Raw genomic sequence first — 20,655 nt, 5'->3', positions numbered from 1 at the left:
ACTCTTTAGCTCAATCACAAAAGGATATGGAATGGCACATTTTACTGTCATCGGATTAGGCCGCTTCGGCGTTGCCGCGAGCCTCGAACTCATCCACTTAGGTCACACGGTTACTGGTGTCGATAGCGACCCAAAAATCGTTGAAAAATATGTAGAAAGTCTTACTGAGGCGGTGATTTGCGACTGCGCCGATGAGGCGTCGCTGCGGGAACTCGATCTGACCAACTGCGAGGCCGTACTGGTCGCTATCGGTGAGGATATGCAGTCCAGCCTGCTGTGCACGCTGGCACTGAAAAACCTCGGCGTGCAGACGATTTGGGTCAAGGCCAGCACCAAAGCGCACCATACCATAGTGTCGAAACTCGGCGTTGCCCGCATTATTCATCCCGAGGAAGAAATGGGGATCCGTGTCGCCCAGTCGCTTAACTACCCTATGGTGAATAACTTTCTCGCCATAGGCGACGGGCTCTATATTGTTGAAATCCATATTAAAGCTCAGTTGCATCACACCACTGTTGGCCAACTGCTCGGGAGCTTGCAGGAACACAGCGCCGATGAGCAAACCAATGTCCCACGCAATCCTAAGGGCAAGGTGGCGGCGCTAATGGTTAAGCGTGAGCACAACGTATTTAGCAAGATTGATAGCGACTTTAGCCTGCACACAGAGGATGCCCTATTCCTCTGCGGTAGCCGTGCCGAGTTAAAACAACTCGCACCAAGGTTGGTGTAACGTGGTTCAATGGCATCCTTCGCTCACCCTAGAGCACACTCCTAAAAGCGGTAAAAAACTCTTTGGCGCGCCGCCTTTTATCCTCAGTGTCAGTTTTGCCCTGTTGATCCTCGTCGGCACTTGCTTGCTTAAACTGCCTATCGCCACCGAGTCGCCTATCACTTGGCTGCAAAGCCTCTTTACCGTGACCTCGGCGGTGACGGTCACTGGGCTTGTGGTCGTCGATACTGGTAGTGTGTTCACGCCCTTTGGCCAAGTGATTATCGCGCTGCTAATTCAATGCGGTGGCCTAGGCTTGATGACCTTTGCCATAGTCACGCTGATAGCGCTGGGCGGTAAGATAGGTTTCTTGCAGCAAACGGTGGCGAAAGAAGCATTTAATCAAACCGATACCTCCACCTTAGTCTCGACCGCTAAGGCCGTGCTGGTGTTTTCGCTATTGGTTGAGGCCGTGGGAATGCTGATTTTATCCTTCTACTGGAGCGGTGAGTTGGGCTGGCAAACCAGCCTGTTTCATGGCTTCTTTTATACCATTAGCGCCTTTAATAACGCGGGTTTTGCCCTAAGCCCTGATAGCCTGATGCCCTATGTGGCAGACCCTGTCGTTAACCTCACCATCACCGGCTTATTTATTGTGGGTGGCCTTGGGTTTTCGGTGTGGATTGACCTTAAGCGCAATAAACGTTGGTCGAAACTCACCGTTTACAGCCGTATGATGATCACTGGCACCGTACTGATCAATGCCGTGGCCGTGATTGCCATTTACCTCATTGAGTACAACAACCCCAACACCCTCGCGCCCTTAAGCGAACTCGGCAAATGGTTGGCCTCTTGGTTTCAAGCCGTGACCCCGCGCACCGCAGGCTTTAACACCTTGCCCATAGACCAGCTCGAAGATGGTTCCACCTTGTTGATTTTGGTACTGATGTTTATCGGCGGCGGCTCCCTCAGTACCGCCAGCGGCATTAAGGTCGTGACCTTTATGGTGCTTATTCTCGCCACCTACGGCTATTTACGCCGCGATGAAGCTGTGTATGTGTTTAAGCGCGAAATCCCCAAAGACACCATTAGCAAGGCGCTCGCCCTGACGATGATCTCCATCGGCGTCACTTGGCTGGCAATATTCGCCCTCGTGCTCACCGAAAAAGCCCCAATTATGGATATCGCCTTCGAAGCCGTATCCGCCCTCGGCACCGTCGGACTATCCCGCGGATTAACAGGTAATTTATCCAGTGCAGGCCAAGGGATTATCATCTTTATGATGTTTATGGGACGCCTCGGCCCATTGATGTTGGCCTACTTCCTTGCCAACCCAAGGGTAAAAAAACTGCGCTATGCAGAAACCAAATTGGCGATTGGGTAAGGATTGATTGATGTGTGATACACCAAATTGACTGGCCATCAGAGATTAGTACTCTTGAGTCAGCGAAATAATCGAGTTGGCTATGAAAGCGCTGACTTATAGGCGAATCATGGCATTTGCTCGACGACGCGATGAATAGACCGCAAGTGCCGACGGTCGTCTTGCACTAATATGAACAATGCCAGCCAAAGTACAACAAGAATCCAGCTCAGAGTGGGGGCAAATAAAGGCCTATGTCATACAGATTTAGGCTGATATGGAGCCCCAACTCGCCATTCCCCCTTCTAACGCTCAAGATTATTTTCAAGTTTCTGCCAAAATGAATGTTGACCTGTCTAAAACTTCACAGTTTATAGTTCGCTCATAAATGAGAGGAACCCCATGTACCGTATTTCTGAACTAGCGCAAAAAGTTGGATTGAGCCGTTCCACTCTGCTCTATTACGAAAAACTCAGACTAATTTCTGCCAAACGGCAAAGCAATGGGTATCGCCGCTACTCAGATAAAGATGTCCAACAAGTCAAACTGTTACAACAACTACAGGCAGGAGGATTAACCTTAAAAGAATGCCAAGCATGTTTGGAGGCTCAAATTGACAGAGAATTGCTACTTCATAGGCTGAATGTATTGGATGAAGAAATCGCCCAAAAACAAAAGGCAAGAGAGCTGCTTTCCTCAATGCTTGGCATGAACTCGATGAAGGAGTGGCACCAGTCAATGGAAAAAGAAGCTCCGTCAGCACACCTAGAATGGTTGTTAAAACAGGGTTTTAGTGAAAAGCAGGCACTGAGACTCAAATGGTTGTCCAAAGATATGAATGAACATGATCAATATATGGCTGACTTTGAAGCGATTTTTCAAGGTTTAGATCGGCTGGGGCCTAGTGATGAAAGTGACTCCCTCAAAGCATTACACTCTTTACCTATTAAGTCAGGGGATGCGCTAGAAATTGGCTGTGGAAAAGGAGTCACAACCCTCTTTCTAGCAAAAAATTCTGCCTTCAATTTAACGGCACTCGATAACGATGAGTACAGCTTAAGCTGCCTTAAAGAGAAGACTAAAGAAAATGCGCTTGAACATCGAATAACATCGATTTGTGCCAGCATGACGGCGCTACCTTTTGAACAGGGGCAATTTGACCTGATCTGGTCAGAAGGCAGTGCCTATATTATGGGCATCAAGCAGGCGCTCAAAAGTTGGAAACCATTTCTTAAGCATGATGGTTATTTAGTGATTAGTGACTTGATTTGGTTGACCAATAACCCAGATGTCGAAGCCATAGAGTTTTGGCAACAAAACTATCCCGACATGGCAACTAGCGAATATCGAATCAAAGAGATGATAAAAGCGGGCTATGAGGTTATCGAAAACTTTACACAGAGTGAACAGTCGTGGCGTAACTATCTGGAACCATTGAAGCAAAAGATCACTCAGCTCGATGACAAGGATTTTACTTCGAATTCACTCAATGACTTACGCAAAGAACTCAGGATACACGAGCAATACTTAGGTCAATATGGTTACCAAGTATTTATATTAAAGAAACAAAGGTTAAAACATGAAAATTAGAGCTGAAAATCATTCCGACCTTTCAGAAATTGAACATCTTATCTATCGAGCGTTTGAGAACCATCCGCACCACGAACCGGGAGCTAAACCAACAGAACACTTGATCGTCAATAGACTACGTGATGCAAAAGTATTGTCGTTATCTCTAGTTTGTGAAGATCAAACAGGCATCGTTGGTCATATTGCCTTTTCTCCGATTCTGATAAATGGCGAAGAGTCTGCTTGGTGTGGCTTAGGCCCTGTTTCAGTAGTGCCAGAACGTCAAGGTGAAGGTATCGGTGGGGCACTTATTCGTGAAGGGTTATCACAACTTAAAGCACAAGGGATTGAAGGGGTCGTATTACTTGGCGAACCAAAATACTATGGCCGATTTGGCTTTGAGTCACAGCCAAAACTGACACTTCCAAATATTCCTTCAGAATATTTCCTAGCTTTATCACTTGCCGACGATACTCCGACGGGAGAAGTTAGCTATCACTCTGCATTTTTTGACAACTAAAAAGTAAAGAGAAATTATGAAACCAATGAGTTAGCGTCAATTCTCTAACTCATTTTTTATCTATTGCTGAAATGTGACTTTAAATAGCTATGCATAACAGCACATCTTATAAGTGTGGATATGAAGATGCCCTTTTCTGCATAGTTCCGGGAGCCTTCAAGCATCACTGAACTTCTATTTTAGTAGGGCCCTCTGGGGCAGTTCTTATTAAAATATAGGGTGGTATGTGACTGAGGTAACAATGACACATCACCCTGCACGCCTAACGACAACGTTATCAAGCTTTGGAGTTAACCAGAAGATTGGCTTTGATGAGTTCAAACCGTCAGGGCTTTAAACTCATCAGTCTTGCAAGCTAGGGATTAAACCACTCGACCTGCGGCCACGCCAGATGCCCAAGCCCATTGGAAGTTAAACCCACCTAGCCAACCGCTAACATCCATCACTTCGCCGATAAAAAACAGGCCGGGGACTTTAATGGCTTCCATGGTTTTGGAGGACAGTTCATGGGTATCCACGCCACCAAGCGTCACTTCGGCGGTGCGATAGCCTTCGGTGCCATTCATTAAGACTGTCCAGCGGTGCAGATCGTCGACTAATTTGGCGCGCTCTGCATGAACAAGCTGATTTAAGGCTTTGTTGAGTAAAGCCTCATCAAATAACACTTCCACCAGCCGCTTAGGTAACCACTGGCTTAAGGTATTACGCAGACTCTGTTTAGGATGTGCGGTCAGTTGTTGATCTAAGGCCTGTGCGGCATCCATATTGGGTAATAGATTGATTTCTATGGTTTCGCCCGCTTTCCAATAGTTGGAAATCTGCAAAATGGCGGGGCCAGATAAGCCTCTGTGGGTAAAGAGTAAGGCTTCGCTAAAGGCGGTGCCATCTTTGGCGGTAATGCGGCTCGGTACGGCAATGCCCGATAGCGGTTCGAAGCGAATTTTATCTTCGCTGTGCCAAGTAAAAGGCACCAGACCCGCGTGGGTTGGCAACACCTTAAGGCCAAACTGCTCGGCCAATTGATAGCCGTAGGGCGTGGCGCCGAGTTTTGGCATTGATAAACCACCAGTGGCGATCACTAAGGAGTCACAACTTAACTCGCCATTTGAGGTGTTTAGCTCAAAGCGGCCAGCCTCGGTTTTGCTCACCGCCAGAATATCGGTGCGAAGTTTAATGCTCACACCCGCCCACTCACATTCGGTCAGCAGCATAGTGACTATCTCTTTGGCCGAGTCATTACAGAACAGCTGGCCATGATCGCGCTCGTGGTATTCAATGCCGTGGCGCTCAACCAGTTCGATAAACTGCTGCGACGGATAACGCGCCAATGCGGATTTGACAAAGTGTGGGTTAGCACAGATAAAGTTGGCGGGTTCGACTTTCAGGTTGGTAAAATTACAACGGCCGCCACCGCTGATAAGGATTTTACGCCCAGCCTGCTTAGCATTATCGAGTACTAGTACATCACGACCTCGGTAACCCGCTGTTGCAGCACACATTAATCCTGCGGCGCCGGCTCCGATAATAATTACATCATGATGTTTCACACTTATACTCCAGTCGATAAATTAATTTGGCTATTGCCCATCATCCCAAATAGTTCAAAGACTTGGTTACGGTATTGGTCTTTGATATTGGGGTAGATATTCCGCGTTCAGCATCCAGCCTTAATGGATACAGCCAATACAGACTGCTGCCAGTACATTAAGGCGATAGCGATCGGACATAAAAAAGGGCGCTATTTTAGCACCCTTTATTTTATTCAGCATCATCACGGCTCGTGCTTTATTGCGCTGGCGTTTCTGATTTCTTTTCTCTGCTGAGCAGGTCTTTGGCGGCATCCAAGGGCGCTTTGCCTTGGTATAACACTTGGTAGATTTGCTCGGTGATCGGCATTTCGACGCCCATGCGCTTCGCTAGGGTAAACACTTCTTTAGTATTGCGATAACCTTCAACCACTTGGCCGATTTCGGCCTGGGCGGTATCCACATCGCAGCCTTTACCTAAGGCTAAACCAAAGCGGCGATTACGGGATTGGTTGTCGGTACAAGTTAACACTAGGTCGCCTAATCCAGCCATACCCATAAAGGTGGCAGTACTGGCGCCTAAGGCTTCGCCTAAGCGGGTTAACTCGACTAAACCGCGGGTAATTAACGCCGTTCTGGCATTGGCACCAAAGCCAATACCGTCGGACATCCCCGCGCCAATCGCGATAACGTTCTTCACCGCGCCGCCTAATTGCAGGCCGATAAAGTCGTCATTAGCATAAACACGTAAGCGTTTAGGGCTGTGCAGCAATTCCACTAGCTCAGCGGTAAATTTCGGACAGGTACCCGCAACCGAAATCGCCGTAGGTAACCCCATAGCTAATTCCTTCGCGAACGTCGGTCCTGACAATACCGCCAGCGGATATTGCTCGCCTAACACATCACGGGCCACATCTTGTAGCAAACGTCCGGTTTCAGGCTCGAGTCCTTTGGTCGCCCATACGATGCGAGCATCTTGGCGTAACAAAGGTTTTGCTTGGGCCAGTACCGAGCCAAACACATGGCTAGGTACCACAACCAGCACATTATTGCTGGCCGCTAAGGCTTTGGCTAAGTCGGCTTCGATATGTAAACACTCGGGGAAGGCAATACCAGGCAAGAAAGCTTGGTTGCATTTGTCCTGAGCGAGCGTTTGCATATGGGCAGGATCGTGCCCCCACAACAAGGTCTTATGACCATTGCTGGCTAAAGAGATGGCAAGGGCGGTGCCATAAGAGCCCGCCCCTAACACCGTGATATCGGCAGAGTTTTTCATGTAATTAAGCGTTAGCTTCTTCGGCTGCTGGTGCAGCTGCTGCGGCTTGACGTTGTTGCACGTATTGTGCAAACAGAGCGTCGAAGTTTACTGGTGCTAAGTTCAGTTGTGGGAAAGTACCACGACCCACTAAGCTACCTACAGCTTCACGCGCATATGGGAATAGGATGTTAGGGCAGTATGCACCTAATGAGTGAGCCAGTTGTGGCTCAGTCAGACCTGCGATTGAGAAGATACCCGCTTGTTGTACTTCACACAGGAATGCAGTTTCGCCAGCGTTTTGTGCAGTCACAGTCAAAGACAGAACCACTTCGTATACGTCGTCGGCTAATTTAGCGCTGCGAGTGTCTAAATCTAACTTAACTTCTGGATTCCATTCTTTTTGGAATACAGCTGGGCTGTTAGGTGTTTCGAAAGAAACATCTTTAGTGTAAACACGTTGGATGTTGAATTGTGGGGCTTGTTGTTCGTTGTTTGCTACTTCAGCCATAATTTCCTACCTATCCTATCAATGTTATGCCAACACTTATCTGGTTGGCTTTTTTGTCTATTTAGCTGGGCTTATGCTTTGATGCCTGAATGAGATCTCAGTACCGTCCCAACGTTCCCTTAACGGGGTACTTTTGAAGTCAATCTAAATACTTAATTTAAGCCCTTAGTGACCACAGGATTAGTATGCCAAACAATGATGACGCAACTGCTGCACAATCAATTAACTATGCAGCACAGCGCATAACTGCCGCCGACAACTTATCTTTTGCTTTTTGAAACAGGCATATTCGCTGCCTGCCATTCACCCATACCACCTTTCAAGTTATACAGGTTTTCAAAACCTTGTTTACTTAAAAGCTGAGCCGCTTGAGACGAGGTCATGCCAGCATTGCATACCAGTATAATGGGACTGCCTTTGAACTTTTCAAGGGCTGAAACCTGATTATTTTTGATATCCGCAAGCGTAACGTTAACTGCATCAACAATATGGCCCTTACGGAACTCGTCATTTGAACGCACATCCACGACTTTAGCGTCTTGTCTGTTCACCATAGTGGTGAGTTCTTGATGAGTGACATTTTTGATTTTAGAGAAGCTCGATTTGATCACACTGACCACAAGCATTACAAACAAACCCACCCAAGCCAGACTTAGCATAGTGTGAGCCTTAAAAAATTCGATATATTCTTGCATGGTTACAGCCCGTATAAATGGCGAAAAATTCGATAAGGGCACAGAGTATACCCATTGCCTTGGCAGATTGCAGCAGTTTAGTCACAGTTCTAGAACACAGCTCAGCCCTTGCGCCATCTCGCTTCTCTTGGCGCTCACAGAATCGGCTCAAATAGCGATTCGATGACCTTAATCTAGGTAAAGCGCTTTTTCGTACCCCGCTTACGTAGTAATATTTAACCAATTTCAGATTTCTTTAGCTTCCTTAAACTTTAAAGGTATCACCATGACGACAACTAAACGTCCAATCGCGTTGTTGATCCTCGATGGCTGGGGTTACCGTGAAAATACGCATATGAATGCGATTTACCACGCCAACACTCCAGTACTCGACCGTCTCAACGCCCAATATGCCCACGGTTTAATTTCAGGTTCAGGCTTAGATGTAGGCTTGCCCGATGGGCAGATGGGGAACTCTGAAGTAGGCCATATCAACTTAGGTTCTGGCCGAATCGTTTACCAAGAGCTGACTCGTATCAGCAAAGCCATTGCAGATCATGAGTTTGAACAAAATCCAGCCCTTTGTGATGCCGTCGATGCGGCAGTCAAAGCCGGTGGTGCAGTGCACATTATGGGTCTGCTCTCTCCCGGTGGCGTACACAGCCATGAAGAGCATATCGAAGCCATGTGCCGTATGGCGGTAGCGCGCGGTGCCACTAAAGTGTACTTACATGCCTTCTTAGATGGTCGCGATACCCCACCTCGTAGCGCCAAAGGCAGCCTAAGCCACTTTGATGATCTGTTTACTACATTAGGTCATGGCCGTATCGCCTCGATTATTGGCCGTTACTTTGCCATGGACCGCGATAACCGTTGGGACCGCGTGTCACAGGCTTACGAGCTGATCACTCAAGGCAAGGCGAAGTTCCAATACGATAACGCCGTGACCGCGTTAGAAGCCGCTTACGAGCGTAACGAAAACGATGAGTTTGTGTCGTCTTCTGCCATTACCGATAGCGAAGGCAAGGTTGCCAGCTTGCACGATGGCGATGCGCTGATTTTCATGAACTTCCGCGCCGACCGTGCTCGTCAAATCACCCGCAGCTTTATCAATGCCGATTTCGACGGTTTTGAACGTGCAGTGACGCCAAAGGTTAACTTTGTAACGCTGACCGAATACGCAGCCGATATCAAAGCACCTATCGCTTATCCTTCTGAAAACCTTGTGAATACCTTAGGTGAAGTGCTGCAAAATCATGGCCGTACTCAGTTACGTATCTCCGAAACTGAAAAATACGCCCACGTGACCTTCTTCTTCAACGGCGGTAAGGAAGAGCCATTTAACGGTGAAGATCGTATCCTGATCAACTCACCTAAAGTGGCAACTTACGACTTACAACCCGAGATGAGCTCAACCGAGCTGACGGATAAGTTAGTCGCGGCGATTGAATCCGCCAAATACGATGTGATTATCTGTAACTACCCGAACGGTGATATGGTGGGTCATACTGGCAACTTCGATGCGGCGGTTAAAGCCTGCGAAGCTGTCGATGCCTGTATCGGCCGTGTAGTCGATGCGCTGGCGAAAGTGGGTGGCGAATGTATTATTACCGCCGACCACGGCAACGCCGAGCAGATGACCGACGAGACCACTGGCCAAGCCCATACGGCGCATACCAGTGAACTCGTCCCCTTTGTGTTTGTTGGCCGTGACGCCACCATAGATGAAGGTGGTAAACTGAGCGATGTCGCCCCAACGATTCTGCACCTGATGGGTGAAACCATTCCTGCAGAGATGACGGGTAAGCCCTTAATCCACGTAAAAGAGTAGTTGTTACCTAGTGAGCACTCGACTCCCCGTTAAAGCCAGCATTATTGCTGGCTTTATGATGTTATCTTTCTCGGTCTACGCTTCTGATTTGGAGAAGCGTCAGTCCGAGTTGAAATCCATCCAAGCGCAAATCAACCAACAACAAAGCGCGCTCAAAAACACCAGTAAACAGCGGGAAAAGTTACTCGCTCTGCTGCGTAGCGATGAAGAAGCGATTGCGGCGGCAGCCAAAAAGGTCAATAGCACCAAGAACAGTTTGGCGCAGATTGATACTAAGCTCGCCGAACTCAAACAACGCCAAGAAGAGTTAGAAACCCTTAAGGTCAGCCAGCAAAAAACGCTCTCAAAACAACTCTCGAGCGCCTATCTTGCCGGTAACCACGATTACACTAAGATGATGCTGAATCAGCAGAGTCCCGCCACGATTGAGCGGATGTTGGCCTATTACCAATACCTCAACAAGGCACGCATGAACTCGATTAACGAGTTAAAAAAAACCATCACCGAACTAGATGAAATTAAAGTCTCGCAAACCAGCAAGCAAAAACAATTAACTAAGCTGATGGCCGAGCAACAAGTGCAATCTAAGCGCTTGAACCAAGAACAAGATCAACGCCAGCTCACCCTAAAAGAATTACAGCGCACCCTGAATACCAAGGGTGCCGAACTCGAACAGCTGCAAATTGAAGAGGCCAGCTTAAAACGAGTGGTTGAGCAAGCGCTTAAGGCGATGCGTGATAACCCCTCAATGGAAGGCTTCGATAAACAAGGCGGCAAACTCAAGTGGCCGACCAAAGGCCGCGTCAGTGCCAGCTTTGGCAGCCCGAGATCCGGCCAAGTGGTGTGGAAAGGCACTATGCTCTCAGCACCCGAAGGGCAAAATATTCGCGCGGTTTCTGGCGGTAAGGTCATCTATGCAGACTGGCTAAAAGGCTTTGGTATGGTGATGGTGATAGACCACGGTAAAGGTTATATGAGCCTCTACGGCCATGCGCAGGCCCTGTTAAAAAGCCCTGGGGACATGGTCAAAAGCGGTGACGCTATTGCTTTAGTCGGACGTTCGGGTGGACAGACTGAGCCTGGCCTATACTTTGAAATAAGGTATAAGGGGCAAGCGGTCGATCCAGCCAAGTACTGTCGTTAATCAGTACTGTTGCTAAGGTGGCCGTCCCCATCATCACAGGGGACGGCTATGAAACAACTAATCCGCAATATCGTCTGCCTTGGACTCGGCCTAAGCCTAGGCCTGTCCATTAGCCTCTCCAGCCAAGAGAATGCCAAGTCATATCAGAGTGACTTCGACTACCCGCTATTGCAGGATGTACTAGAAACGGTCGAAACCTATTACGTTAAAACAGTTTCCAAAGATGAGCTGGTGCAAGCCGCCATTAAAGGGATTTTTGAGCATTTAGATCCCTATTCCAGCTTTTTAAATCACCAAGAGTTACTCGACTTAAAAGACTCCAATCGGGGCGAATACTTCGGCTTTGGCTTTGAGGTCGCCAGCGACAAAGACCATATCAGCATTATCGCGCCCTTTGCTAATTCCCCCGCCGAACAAGCCGGTATCCAAGCGGGCGATATCATTATCAAGCTGAATAACACACCAACGACCGAAACCAATCTCGCGGATATCCTCAATCAAATCAAACAACATAGTCTGAGTAATCAGAGTATTCACCTCACCCTGAAGCATCATAATGATGACGCTCAGTTCGAGGTATCACTCAAACCTAGCACTATCACCATTCAATCTGTCACTAGCAAATTGCTGGATGGCAATATCGGCTACATTAGGCTCAGTAGCTTTCAAGAGAACTCCACCGAGGATATGGTGCGCAGTTTAAGCCAGTGGCAAAACGCGCATCTTACGGGCTTGATATTAGATTTACGCAATAATCCCGGCGGCTTACTGGATCAGGCAATAAAAATTGCTGACCTCTTTTTAGCGAAGGGCCGAATCGTCTCGACCTCTGGCCGCTTCTTCGATGCCAATTCCGACTATTACGCCTCACCGCAAACCATGCTGACCAACGTGCCTATGTTAGTGCTGATCAATAAAGGCTCGGCCTCCGCCTCCGAAGTGCTCGCCGCAGCGCTACAGGAAAATGGCCGCGCCAAACTGCTCGGTGAAACCAGCTTCGGCAAAGGCACAGTGCAAAGCCTAATCCCCATACTGAACGACGGTAATGCCATCAAGCTCACCATCGCCCAGTACAACACGCCTAGAGGGGAAAACATTCACAATATCGGCATAGTACCCGACATTAAAGTTGCGAGCGAAACTGGCTCCAATCAAAAGAATATGGCTATAATCGACGCCATCTCAGCACGAACCGATGTCAGCCAAGACAGCCTAGTGACCTCTGCTATCGCTTGGATGCGACATCATGACTAATAAGAAGAAATAGTGCGTCTATTTTACATATTGACCCTTTGGGCCCTGTGCATTGCGCCAAGCAATGCGGCTCAAATCGCCCTGATCATCGATGATATTGGCTACCGCCACACCGACGAAGCCGTGCTTTCACTCCCCAGCACCGTCACCTTGTCGGTGCTGCCACACACGCCGCTCAGCAATAAATTAGCTAAAGCCGCGCATGCCAAAGGCCATGAGATTATGCTGCACTTACCCATGCAGGCTCTCAATGGTAAAGCCTTAGGTGTTGGTGGTTTAACGAATAATATGAGCGAAGCACAGATACGTAGCAGTGTACTTGCAGCCATCGCCAGTGTGCCCTTTGCTAAAGGCGCCAACAATCATATGGGAAGCCTGCTAACGCAGCTCGATGCTCCTATGATGTGGGTGATGGAAACGCTAAAGCAGAAGCAGCTCTACTTTGTCGATAGCATGACAACCAAGTTTACTAAGGCAGGAGATAAGGCAGATTCGCTCGGCGTGCCACTGCTACGACGCCAACTCTTTCTCGATAATGACGTCAGTGCCGCAGCGCTGGAAAAACAATTTAATCTGATGATAAGTCAGGCTCACACGCAAGGCAGTCTAGTGGCTATCGCCCATCCTTACCCCGAAACAATTCACTTCTTAAAAACGAACTTAGCGCGCCTAAAGGCGGAAGGGATTGAGCTAGTGCCGACATCAAACTTGTTGCCCATCGAACTAGCCCATGAGAAAGGCGCTAATCCAACTGTAAGACAGAAATAGTCATATCTGGCAGCAGTGCCAGCAGCTCATTTCGATTGCTAACAATGTCCTGCAGGCTGTATTGATCGAGCACGTTTAAATACGCCTCAACGGCTTGGGCTAACACGCCCTTCAACTGACAGGCTGGAGTGAAACGACAGTAAGGTTTGCTGCAATCAATCGGTGCCAGAGAGTTCTCTAACGCACGGATCAGTTGCCCAAGGTTAATTTCGCTCGCTGGTTTACCTAAACGAAATCCGCCCATTTTGCCACGTATGGTTTCCAGATAACCCAACTTGCCTAAGTGGTGCACAATCTTCGAGACATGATTTGGCGACAAATCAAAGACCTCGGTAATCTCCGCGATCCTAAAAAGGGTTGTTCTATCGGGCTGAACCGCCAGATACATCAGCGTGCGAACACCAAAGTCGGTATAGCGTGTTAACTGCATAATTCACCTGTCAGCAATAAACTATTGAGATGTTTGAGATTCAAGGTTTGTGATCAACCAGAGCGCCTCTTCGTTTGAATCCCCACAGACATCTAAAGACGCTTCAAAATCACTACAAACCGCAGGACGATCAGGCGAGCCGAAAATCAAACATAAATTGTCATCACTGAGCTGCACACAGCGCTCTCCAGTCGCCTTACCATTTGGCATACCAGGGATCCCACTGCTGATTGAAGGTGCAATACAGCAAGCACCGCAACCTAGACGACAATTCATTTTATTACTCGTAAAAATTGGTAAACATTATACCGTTTAATTTATCTGAGGGCAGAAACACAGTTCAATACTGCCAAGTGGCGCACAACCACCTCACCCACAAATGAAAAACTGACCTGTCCAGCCGTAAAAACTAGCAGTCTATCATAAAGAAAACAGCTAAACCCTTTTAATAAAAAGAGTGGTTTCAGAATAACTTACATAAATGAGGCAGAGTAAAACACCGCTGAAAATGAGTCTGAGTAAATTTATCCAGCGTATAAACGAAAAAAGCCTCATCTTTCGATGAGGCTTATCTCTTTGTGTTGGCGGAGCGGACGGGACTCGAACCCGCGACCCCCGGCGTGACAGGCCGGTATTCTAACCAACTGAACTACCGCTCCAACTCTGTCTGGCGCTACTTGTTTCAAGTAGAGACCAAATTAGGCGCTTGGCGATGACCTACTCTCACATGGGGAGACCCCACACTACCATCGGCGCGATTGCGTTTCACTTCTGAGTTCGGGATGGGATCAGGTGGGACCACAATGCTATTGTCACCAAGCAAATTTGTTATTTACTACCAGTCTTATCTCATGCAGGCAGTAAATTAAATTCGGAAAGCTGGTTTGAGTTGCACTTCTTAAGTGTTTGTATTCAAGCTAAGTACTCTTAGCAAAACCCATCTGGGTTGTATGGTTAAGCCTCTCGAGTCATTAGTATCAGTTAGCTCAACGCCTCACAACGCTTACACACCTGACCTATCAACGTCCTAGTCTCGAACGGCTCTTTAGTGGACTTATAGTCCAAGGGATGACTCATCTTGGGGCTCGCTTCCCGCTTAGATGCTTTCAGCGGTTATCGATTCCGAACATAGCTACCGGGCAATGCCATTGGCATGACAACCCGAACACCAGCGGTTCGTTCACTCCGGTCCTCTCGTACTAGGAGCAACTCCCCTCAATCATCCAACGCCCACGGCAGATAGGGACCGAACTGTCTCACGACGTTCTGAACCCAGCTCGCGTACCACTTTAAATGGCGAACAGCCATACCCTTGGGACCGACTTCAGCCCCAGGATGTGATGAGCCGACATCGAGGTGCCAAACACCGCCGTCGATATGAACTCTTGGGCGGTATCAGCCTGTTATCCCCGGAGTACCTTTTATCCGTTGAGCGATGGCCCTTCCATTCAGAACCACCGGATCACTATGACCTACTTTCGTACCTGCTCGACGTGTCTGTCTCGCAGTTAAGCTGGCTTATGCCATTGCACTAACCGTACGATGTCCGACCGTACTTAGCCAACCTTCGTGCTCCTCCGTTACTCTTTGGGAGGAGACCGCCCCAGTCAAACTACCCACCAGGCACTGTCCTTAACCCCGATTAGGGGCCCAAGTTAGAACATCAACACTACAAGGGTGGTATTTCAAGGACGACTCCATCAGAACTAGCGTTCCAACTTCAAAGTCTCCCACCTATCCTACACATGTAGGGTCAATGTTCAGTGCCAAGCTATAGTAAAGGTTCACGGGGTCTTTCCGTCTAGCCGCGGGTATACGGCATCTTCACCGCAATTTCAACTTCACTGAGTCTCGGCTGGAGACAGCGTGGCCATCATTACGCCATTCGTGCAGGTCGGAACTTACCCGACAAGGAATTTCGCTACCTTAGGACCGTTATAGTTACGGCCGCCGTTTACCGGGGCTTCGATCATGAGCTTCTCTTGCGATAACCCAATCAATTAACCTTCCGGCACCGGGCAGGCGTCACACCGTATACGTCATCTTGCGATTTTGCACAGTGCTGTGTTTTTGATAAACAGTTGCAGCCACCTGGTATCTGCGACTGCCGTCAGCTTAGGGAGCAAGTCCCATCACCAACAGCAGCGTACCTTCTCCCGAAGTTACGGTACCATTTTGCCTAGTTCCTTCAGCCGAGTTCTCTCAAGCGCCTTGGTATTCTCTACCCGACCACCTGTGTCGGTTTGGGGTACGATTCCCGCTAACCTGAAGCTTAGAAGATTTTCCTGGAAGCATGGCATCAACTACTTCATCCCCTTGGGGACTCGTCATCAGCTCTCAGTGTATAGTGACCCGGATTTGCCTAAGTCACCCACCTACCACCTTAAACGCGGACTACCAACGCCGCGCTAGCCTAGCCTTCTCCGTCTCTCCATCGCAGTTAGCGGAAGTACAGAAATATTAATCTGTTTCCCATCGACTACGCCTTTCGGCCTCGCCTTAGGGGTCGACTCACCCTGCCCCGATTAACGTTGGACAGGAACCCTTGGTCTTTCGGCGAGGGGGTTTTTCACCCCCTTTATCGTTACTCATGTCAGCATTCGCACTTCTGATACCTCCAGCGTGGGTTACCCCTTCACCTTCAACGGCTTACAGAACGCTCCTCTACCGCGCAACCCTAAAGGATTGCACCCGTAGCTTCGGTGGTATGTTTAGCCCCGTTACATCTTCCGCGCAGGCCGACTCGACTAGTGAGCTATTACGCTTTCTTTAAATGATGGCTGCTTCTAAGCCAACATCCTAGCTGTCTAAGCCTTCCCACATCGTTTCCCACTTAACATACACTTTGGGACCTTAGCTGACGGTCTGGGTTGTTTCCCTTTTGACGACGGACGTTAGCACCCGCCGTCTGTCTCCCGGATAGCACTCTTTGGTATTCGGAGTTTGCAAAGGGTTGGTAAGTCGGGATGACCCCCTAGCCTTAACAGTGCTCTACCCCCAAAGGTGTTCGTCCGAGGCGCTACCTAAATAGCTTTCGAGGAGAACCAGATATCTCCCGGTTTGATTGGCCTTTCACCCCCAGCCACAAGTCATCCGCTAATTTTTCAACATTAGTCGGTTCGGTCCTCCAGTTGATGTTACTCAACCTTCAACCTGCCCATGGCTAGATCACCGGGTTTCGGGTCTACGCCTTGCAACTAAACGCGCAGTTAACACTCGGTTTCCCTACGGCTCCGCTATTCGCTTAACCTCGCTACAAAACGTAAGTCGCTGACCCATTATACAAAAGGTACGCAGTCACGGTCTCAAGAACCGCTCCCACTGCTTGTACGTATACGGTTTCAGGTTCTATTTCACTCCCCTCACAGGGGTTCTTTTCGCCTTTCCCTCACGGTACTGGTTCACTATCGGTCAGTCAGGAGTATTTAGCCTTGGAGGATGGTCCCCCCATATTCAAACAGGATATCACGTGTCCCGCCTTACTCGTTTTCATCAAAGGTTAGTTTTCGTGTACGGGGCTATCACCCTGTGCCGCTGGACTTTCCAGACCATTCCACTAACACCCCTCTGACTTAAGGGCTAATCCCCGTTCGCTCGCCGCTACTAGGGGAATCTCGGTTGATTTCTTTTCCTAAGGGTACTTAGATGTTTCAGTTCCCCTCGTTTGCCTCGCAACGCTATGTATTCACGTTACGATAACAGCTTATGCTGCTGGGTTCCCCCATTCGGACATCGTTAGCTCAAATGCTTGTTACTAGCTCGCCAACGCTTTTCGCAAGTTACTACGTCCTTCATCGCCTCTGACTGCCAAGGCATCCACCGTATACGCTTAGTCGCTTAACCATACAACCCAAATGAGTTTCACTCACCTAGGTCGTTGCGACCAGCTGGTTTTACTTGTCTCATTTCCGACCAAGGAAATGGACTCGCCTTAGACTTGAATATTCAAGACACTTAAAAAGTGTTTTAAGAACTCAATTTTTTCGTATTAACACAACGACAGACATCATTGCATTAATTACTATCAGCTTTCCAAATTGTTAAAGAACAATGCTTACCGGCAAGCGGTGCATTTCGCTCTCCCTCCTCTTTCGAGAAGTTCAACAAGCCATCTGTGTGAACACTCAACAAACATCGAGTTAGTCGTATAGGTAAGGAGGTGATCCAGCCCCAGGTTCCCCTAGGGCTACCTTGTTACGACTTCACCCCAGTCATGAACCACAAAGTGGTGAGCGCCCTCCCGAAGGTTAAGCTACCCACTTCTTTTGCAGCCCACTCCCATGGTGTGACGGGCGGTGTGTACAAGGCCCGGGAACGTATTCACCGTGGCATTCTGATCCACGATTACTAGCGATTCCGACTTCATGGAGTCGAGTTGCAGACTCCAATCCGGACTACGACGAGCTTTGTGAGATTAGCTCCACCTCGCGGCTTTGCAACCCTCTGTACTCGCCATTGTAGCACGTGTGTAGCCCTACTCGTAAGGGCCATGATGACTTGACGTCGTCCCCACCTTCCTCCGGTTTATCACCGGCAGTCTCCCTAGAGTTCCCGCCATTACGCGCTGGCAAATAAGGATAGGGGTTGCGCTCGTTGCGGGACTTAACCCAACATTTCACAACACGAGCTGACGACAGCCATGCAGCACCTGTCTCAGAGTTCCCGAAGGCACTAAGCTATCTCTAGCGAATTCTCTGGATGTCAAGAGTAGGTAAGGTTCTTCGCGTTGCATCGAATTAAACCACATGCTCCACCGCTTGTGCGGGCCCCCGTCAATTCATTTGAGTTTTAACCTTGCGGCCGTACTCCCCAGGCGGTCTACTTAATGCGTTAGCTTGAGAGCCCAGTGTTCAAGACACCAAACTCCGAGTAGACATCGTTTACGGCGTGGACTACCAGGGTATCTAATCCTGTTTGCTCCCCACGCTTTCGTGCCTGAGCGTCAGTCTTTGTCCAGGGGGCCGCCTTCGCCACCGGTATTCCTCCAGATCTCTACGCATTTCACCGCTACACCTGGAATTCTACCCCCCTCTACAAGACTCTAGTTTGCCAGTTCGAAATGCAATTCCCAGGTTGAGCCCGGGGCTTTCACATCTCGCTTAACAAACCGCCTGCGCACGCTTTACGCCCAGTAATTCCGATTAACGCTTGGACCCTCCGTATTACCGCGGCTGCTGGCACGGAGTTAGCCGGTCCTTCTTCTGTAGGTAACGTCACAGCTGCAAGGTATTAACTTACAACCTTTCCTCCCTACTGAAAGTGCTTTACAACCCGAAGGCCTTCTTCACACACGCGGCATGGCTGCATCAGGGTTTCCCCCATTGTGCAATATTCCCCACTGCTGCCTCCCGTAGGAGTCTGGGCCGTGTCTCAGTCCCAGTGTGGCTGATCATCCTCTCAGAACAGCTAGGGATCGTCGCCTTGGTGAGCCATTACCTCACCAACTAGCTAATCCCACCTAGGTTCATCCAATCGCGGAAGGCCCGAAGGTCCCCTCCTTTCCCCCGTAGGGCGTATGCGGTATTAGCAGTCGTTTCCAACTGTTATCCCCCACGACTGGGCAGATCCCTAGGCATTACTCACCCGTCCGCCGCTCGCCACCTCAGGAGTAAACTCCCTTGTGCTGCCGCTCGACTTGCATGTGTTAGGCCTGCCGCCAGCGTTCAATCTGAGCCATGATCAAACTCTTCAATTAAAAGTTTTGTGAACCCGAAGGTTCGGCTCAATGAATTCTGATTTGTCGTTTCAACTCGAAAGTCAAAACAAACTGTACATATTGCTATGAACACTCATTCATTGATTTAAATTTTGATTACTCGCCAAACGGCAGAGTAATTTCGATTAACTCAACATCTGTGAGTGTCCACACAGATTTCTTGTTTAGATTGTTAAAGAGCATTTGACCTCAGCTTTCGCGTTACCGCTCAGCGGGTCAGGGCTGCGTATTCTACGCATTTCCCCAGTCGCGTCAAGGCGTTTTTGCAAACTTCTTGATGCTTTCGAATCAACTGCACATTTTGCATTCGATTCTCACTGATACCGCATTCGCTTTCGCTGTCTGCCGTATCAGTGGATGCGCATTATAGGCAGCAGAACTTTTTGTGCAACCCCTAATTTAAAGATAATTAGCTTTTTTACACTGTTCGTTGGATATTTGACCTGACCAGTCAGTTTTTAGCCTTTATAATGCGAAAAACCACTCAATTAGGGACTTTTTTATGTCAGGGCCACTCAGAACTTACCAAGGGATTCATCCACAACTAGGCGATAATGTGTATGTAGACCCAGCTTCGTTACTCGTTGGCGATATCGCTTTAGATACAGACGCCAGCATTTGGCCTATGGTGGCGGCGCGTGGTGATGTAAACCATATTCGTATTGGTAAGCGCTCCAATGTGCAGGATGGCAGCATATTGCACGTGACCCGAAAATCCCTCTCTCGTCCTGACGGTCATCCATTGATCATTGGTGATGATGTGACGATTGGGCATAAGGCGATGCTGCATGGCTGCAAGGTTGGCAATCGTGTATTAGTGGGGATGGGTGCGATTATCCTCGACGGTGCCATATTAGAAGACGATGTGATTTTAGGTGCGGGTTCGTTAGTACCGCCAGGTAAGGTGCTGCAGAGCGGCTACTTATATGTCGGCAGCCCTGCGAAACAGGCGCGACCTTTAACCGAAGCGGAATTGAAGTTTTTACCCGAATCCGCAGATAACTATGTGCGCTTGAAAAACGAATACTTGGCAGAACCTCAGCCAGTGTAATGTGTCTATTAAATCGAGATGGCAGTATTTAAGCTGCCATCTTGCTTATATTGTGTTTAGCCTAAGTGCACTGCGCCAAACTCATCAAACTCTTCTGCTTCAATTAAGGCTTCTGCCATTTCTTCCGCATCGAATCGCACCGCATCAAATAGCGCTAACATGGCAGCCGCTTCATCGCTATTAGGTTGAGGCGAAAAATCATTTAACTGCGCCAGCTTCTGCGCGCTGATATAGCACTTAATGTTCATTCCCTGCTGCTGGGCAATAAAGCAAATGTGCTTTTGGGTTTCATCCCAATGTTGCAGTTCGGGGAATAAAATACTCTGATTCATTT

Annotated in this window: 16 protein-coding genes, 1 tRNA gene and 3 rRNA genes; 9 read left to right on the top strand and 11 right to left on the bottom strand. The window is 48.6% G+C overall.

What is annotated here, in order from left to right:
• Positions 1-31: 31 nt before the first annotated feature.
• From K0H59_RS00275 to K0H59_RS00260, 4 genes are all read left to right on the top strand, one after another.
• Positions 32-730 (top strand): TrkA family potassium uptake protein, encoded by a 699-nt coding sequence (locus K0H59_RS00275; RefSeq protein WP_011624699.1) that lies wholly within the window; start codon positions 32-34, stop codon positions 728-730.
• A gap of 1 nt (position 731) precedes the next feature.
• Complete coding sequence (locus tag K0H59_RS00270) at positions 732-2,093, top strand: TrkH family potassium uptake protein (protein ID WP_220054319.1); 1,362 nt, start codon at positions 732-734, stop codon at positions 2,091-2,093.
• A 381-nt stretch (positions 2,094-2,474) separates the two neighbouring features.
• On the top strand, positions 2,475-3,662 hold the full coding sequence (locus tag K0H59_RS00265; RefSeq protein ID WP_220054318.1) for a MerR family transcriptional regulator: 1,188 nt from the start codon (positions 2,475-2,477) through the stop codon (positions 3,660-3,662).
• A complete protein-coding gene (locus tag K0H59_RS00260; RefSeq protein ID WP_220054317.1) occupies positions 3,652-4,161 on the top strand; it encodes a GNAT family N-acetyltransferase in 510 nt (169 codons plus the stop codon). The genes K0H59_RS00265 and K0H59_RS00260 overlap by 11 nt, the downstream gene beginning before the upstream one ends.
• Before the next feature lie 362 nt (positions 4,162-4,523).
• Here K0H59_RS00260 and K0H59_RS00255 read toward each other — a convergent pair whose 3' ends face one another.
• From K0H59_RS00255 to K0H59_RS00240, 4 genes are all read right to left on the bottom strand, one after another.
• Positions 4,524-5,708 carry an NAD(P)/FAD-dependent oxidoreductase gene (locus tag K0H59_RS00255; RefSeq protein WP_220054316.1) on the bottom strand — a complete coding sequence of 395 codons (1,185 nt, stop codon included), beginning with the start codon at positions 5,706-5,708 and terminating at the stop codon, positions 4,524-4,526.
• 238 nt (positions 5,709-5,946) lie between these two features.
• Positions 5,947-6,963, bottom strand: coding sequence for an NAD(P)H-dependent glycerol-3-phosphate dehydrogenase (gene gpsA / locus K0H59_RS00250; protein WP_220054315.1), 1,017 nt, complete (start codon positions 6,961-6,963; stop codon positions 5,947-5,949).
• Positions 6,964-6,967: 4 nt separating this feature from the next.
• Positions 6,968-7,453 carry a protein-export chaperone SecB gene (gene secB / locus K0H59_RS00245; protein ID WP_011620882.1) on the bottom strand — a complete coding sequence of 162 codons (486 nt, stop codon included), beginning with the start codon at positions 7,451-7,453 and terminating at the stop codon, positions 6,968-6,970.
• A gap of 260 nt (positions 7,454-7,713) precedes the next feature.
• Positions 7,714-8,148: a rhodanese-like domain-containing protein gene (locus tag K0H59_RS00240; protein ID WP_011620881.1), complete on the bottom strand. Its 435-nt coding sequence runs from the start codon at positions 8,146-8,148 to the stop codon at positions 7,714-7,716.
• A gap of 265 nt (positions 8,149-8,413) precedes the next feature.
• On the opposite strand from K0H59_RS00240, the gene gpmM reads away from it, so the two are divergent.
• Genes gpmM through K0H59_RS00220 form a run of 4 tightly spaced genes read left to right on the top strand, consistent with a single transcriptional unit; the run spans position 8,414 to position 13,124 of the window.
• The gene (gene gpmM / locus K0H59_RS00235) at positions 8,414-9,958 is read left to right on the top strand and encodes a 2,3-bisphosphoglycerate-independent phosphoglycerate mutase (RefSeq protein WP_220054314.1); all 1,545 of its coding nucleotides are present in this window, start codon (positions 8,414-8,416) and stop codon (positions 9,956-9,958) included.
• Positions 9,959-9,968: 10 nt separating this feature from the next.
• The gene (locus K0H59_RS00230; RefSeq protein ID WP_220054313.1) at positions 9,969-11,102 is read left to right on the top strand and encodes a murein hydrolase activator EnvC; all 1,134 of its coding nucleotides are present in this window, start codon (positions 9,969-9,971) and stop codon (positions 11,100-11,102) included.
• Between the two features lie 48 nt (positions 11,103-11,150).
• Positions 11,151-12,356, top strand: coding sequence for a S41 family peptidase (locus K0H59_RS00225; RefSeq protein WP_220054312.1), 1,206 nt, complete (start codon positions 11,151-11,153; stop codon positions 12,354-12,356).
• Positions 12,357-12,368: 12 nt separating this feature from the next.
• Entirely contained in the window at positions 12,369-13,124 is a 756-nt protein-coding gene (locus K0H59_RS00220; protein WP_220054311.1) for a divergent polysaccharide deacetylase family protein, read from the top strand.
• Here K0H59_RS00220 and K0H59_RS00215 read toward each other — a convergent pair.
• From K0H59_RS00215 to K0H59_RS00190, 6 genes are all read right to left on the bottom strand, one after another.
• Positions 13,099-13,554, bottom strand: a complete 456-nt coding sequence (locus tag K0H59_RS00215) for an Rrf2 family transcriptional regulator (RefSeq protein ID WP_011620877.1) — start codon at positions 13,552-13,554, stop codon at positions 13,099-13,101. The two genes, K0H59_RS00220 and K0H59_RS00215, sit on opposite strands and share 26 nt — an antisense overlap.
• A gap of 21 nt (positions 13,555-13,575) precedes the next feature.
• Complete coding sequence (locus tag K0H59_RS00210) at positions 13,576-13,830, bottom strand: YkgJ family cysteine cluster protein (protein ID WP_220054310.1); 255 nt, start codon at positions 13,828-13,830, stop codon at positions 13,576-13,578.
• Between the two features lie 306 nt (positions 13,831-14,136).
• Positions 14,137-14,213 (bottom strand) — tRNA-Asp (locus tag K0H59_RS00205).
• Between the two features lie 45 nt (positions 14,214-14,258).
• Positions 14,259-14,374 (bottom strand): 5S ribosomal RNA (gene rrf, locus K0H59_RS00200).
• Between the two features lie 130 nt (positions 14,375-14,504).
• Positions 14,505-17,397: ribosomal RNA gene (locus tag K0H59_RS00195) — 23S ribosomal RNA — on the bottom strand.
• A gap of 309 nt (positions 17,398-17,706) precedes the next feature.
• Positions 17,707-19,249, bottom strand: a 16S ribosomal RNA gene (locus tag K0H59_RS00190).
• The 16S, 23S and 5S rRNA genes sit together here with 1 tRNA gene alongside, the layout of an rRNA operon.
• Positions 19,250-19,772: 523 nt before the next feature.
• On the opposite strand from K0H59_RS00190, the gene K0H59_RS00185 reads away from it, so the two are divergent.
• A complete protein-coding gene (locus tag K0H59_RS00185) occupies positions 19,773-20,321 on the top strand; it encodes a gamma carbonic anhydrase family protein (protein ID WP_088212875.1) in 549 nt (182 codons plus the stop codon).
• A 56-nt stretch (positions 20,322-20,377) separates the two neighbouring features.
• On the opposite strand, the gene K0H59_RS00180 is transcribed toward K0H59_RS00185, so the two are convergent.
• Positions 20,378-20,653: a DUF1488 domain-containing protein gene (locus K0H59_RS00180; protein WP_220054309.1), complete on the bottom strand. Its 276-nt coding sequence runs from the start codon at positions 20,651-20,653 to the stop codon at positions 20,378-20,380.
• Positions 20,654-20,655: the final 2 nt, after the last annotated feature.

Source organism: Shewanella sp. FJAT-51649, from assembly GCF_019457435.1.
Classification (GTDB): domain Bacteria; phylum Pseudomonadota; class Gammaproteobacteria; order Enterobacterales; family Shewanellaceae; genus Shewanella; species Shewanella mangrovisoli.
Note: the sequence above shows the minus strand (reverse complement) of the source record. Positions and strands in the feature narration are given on the sequence as shown.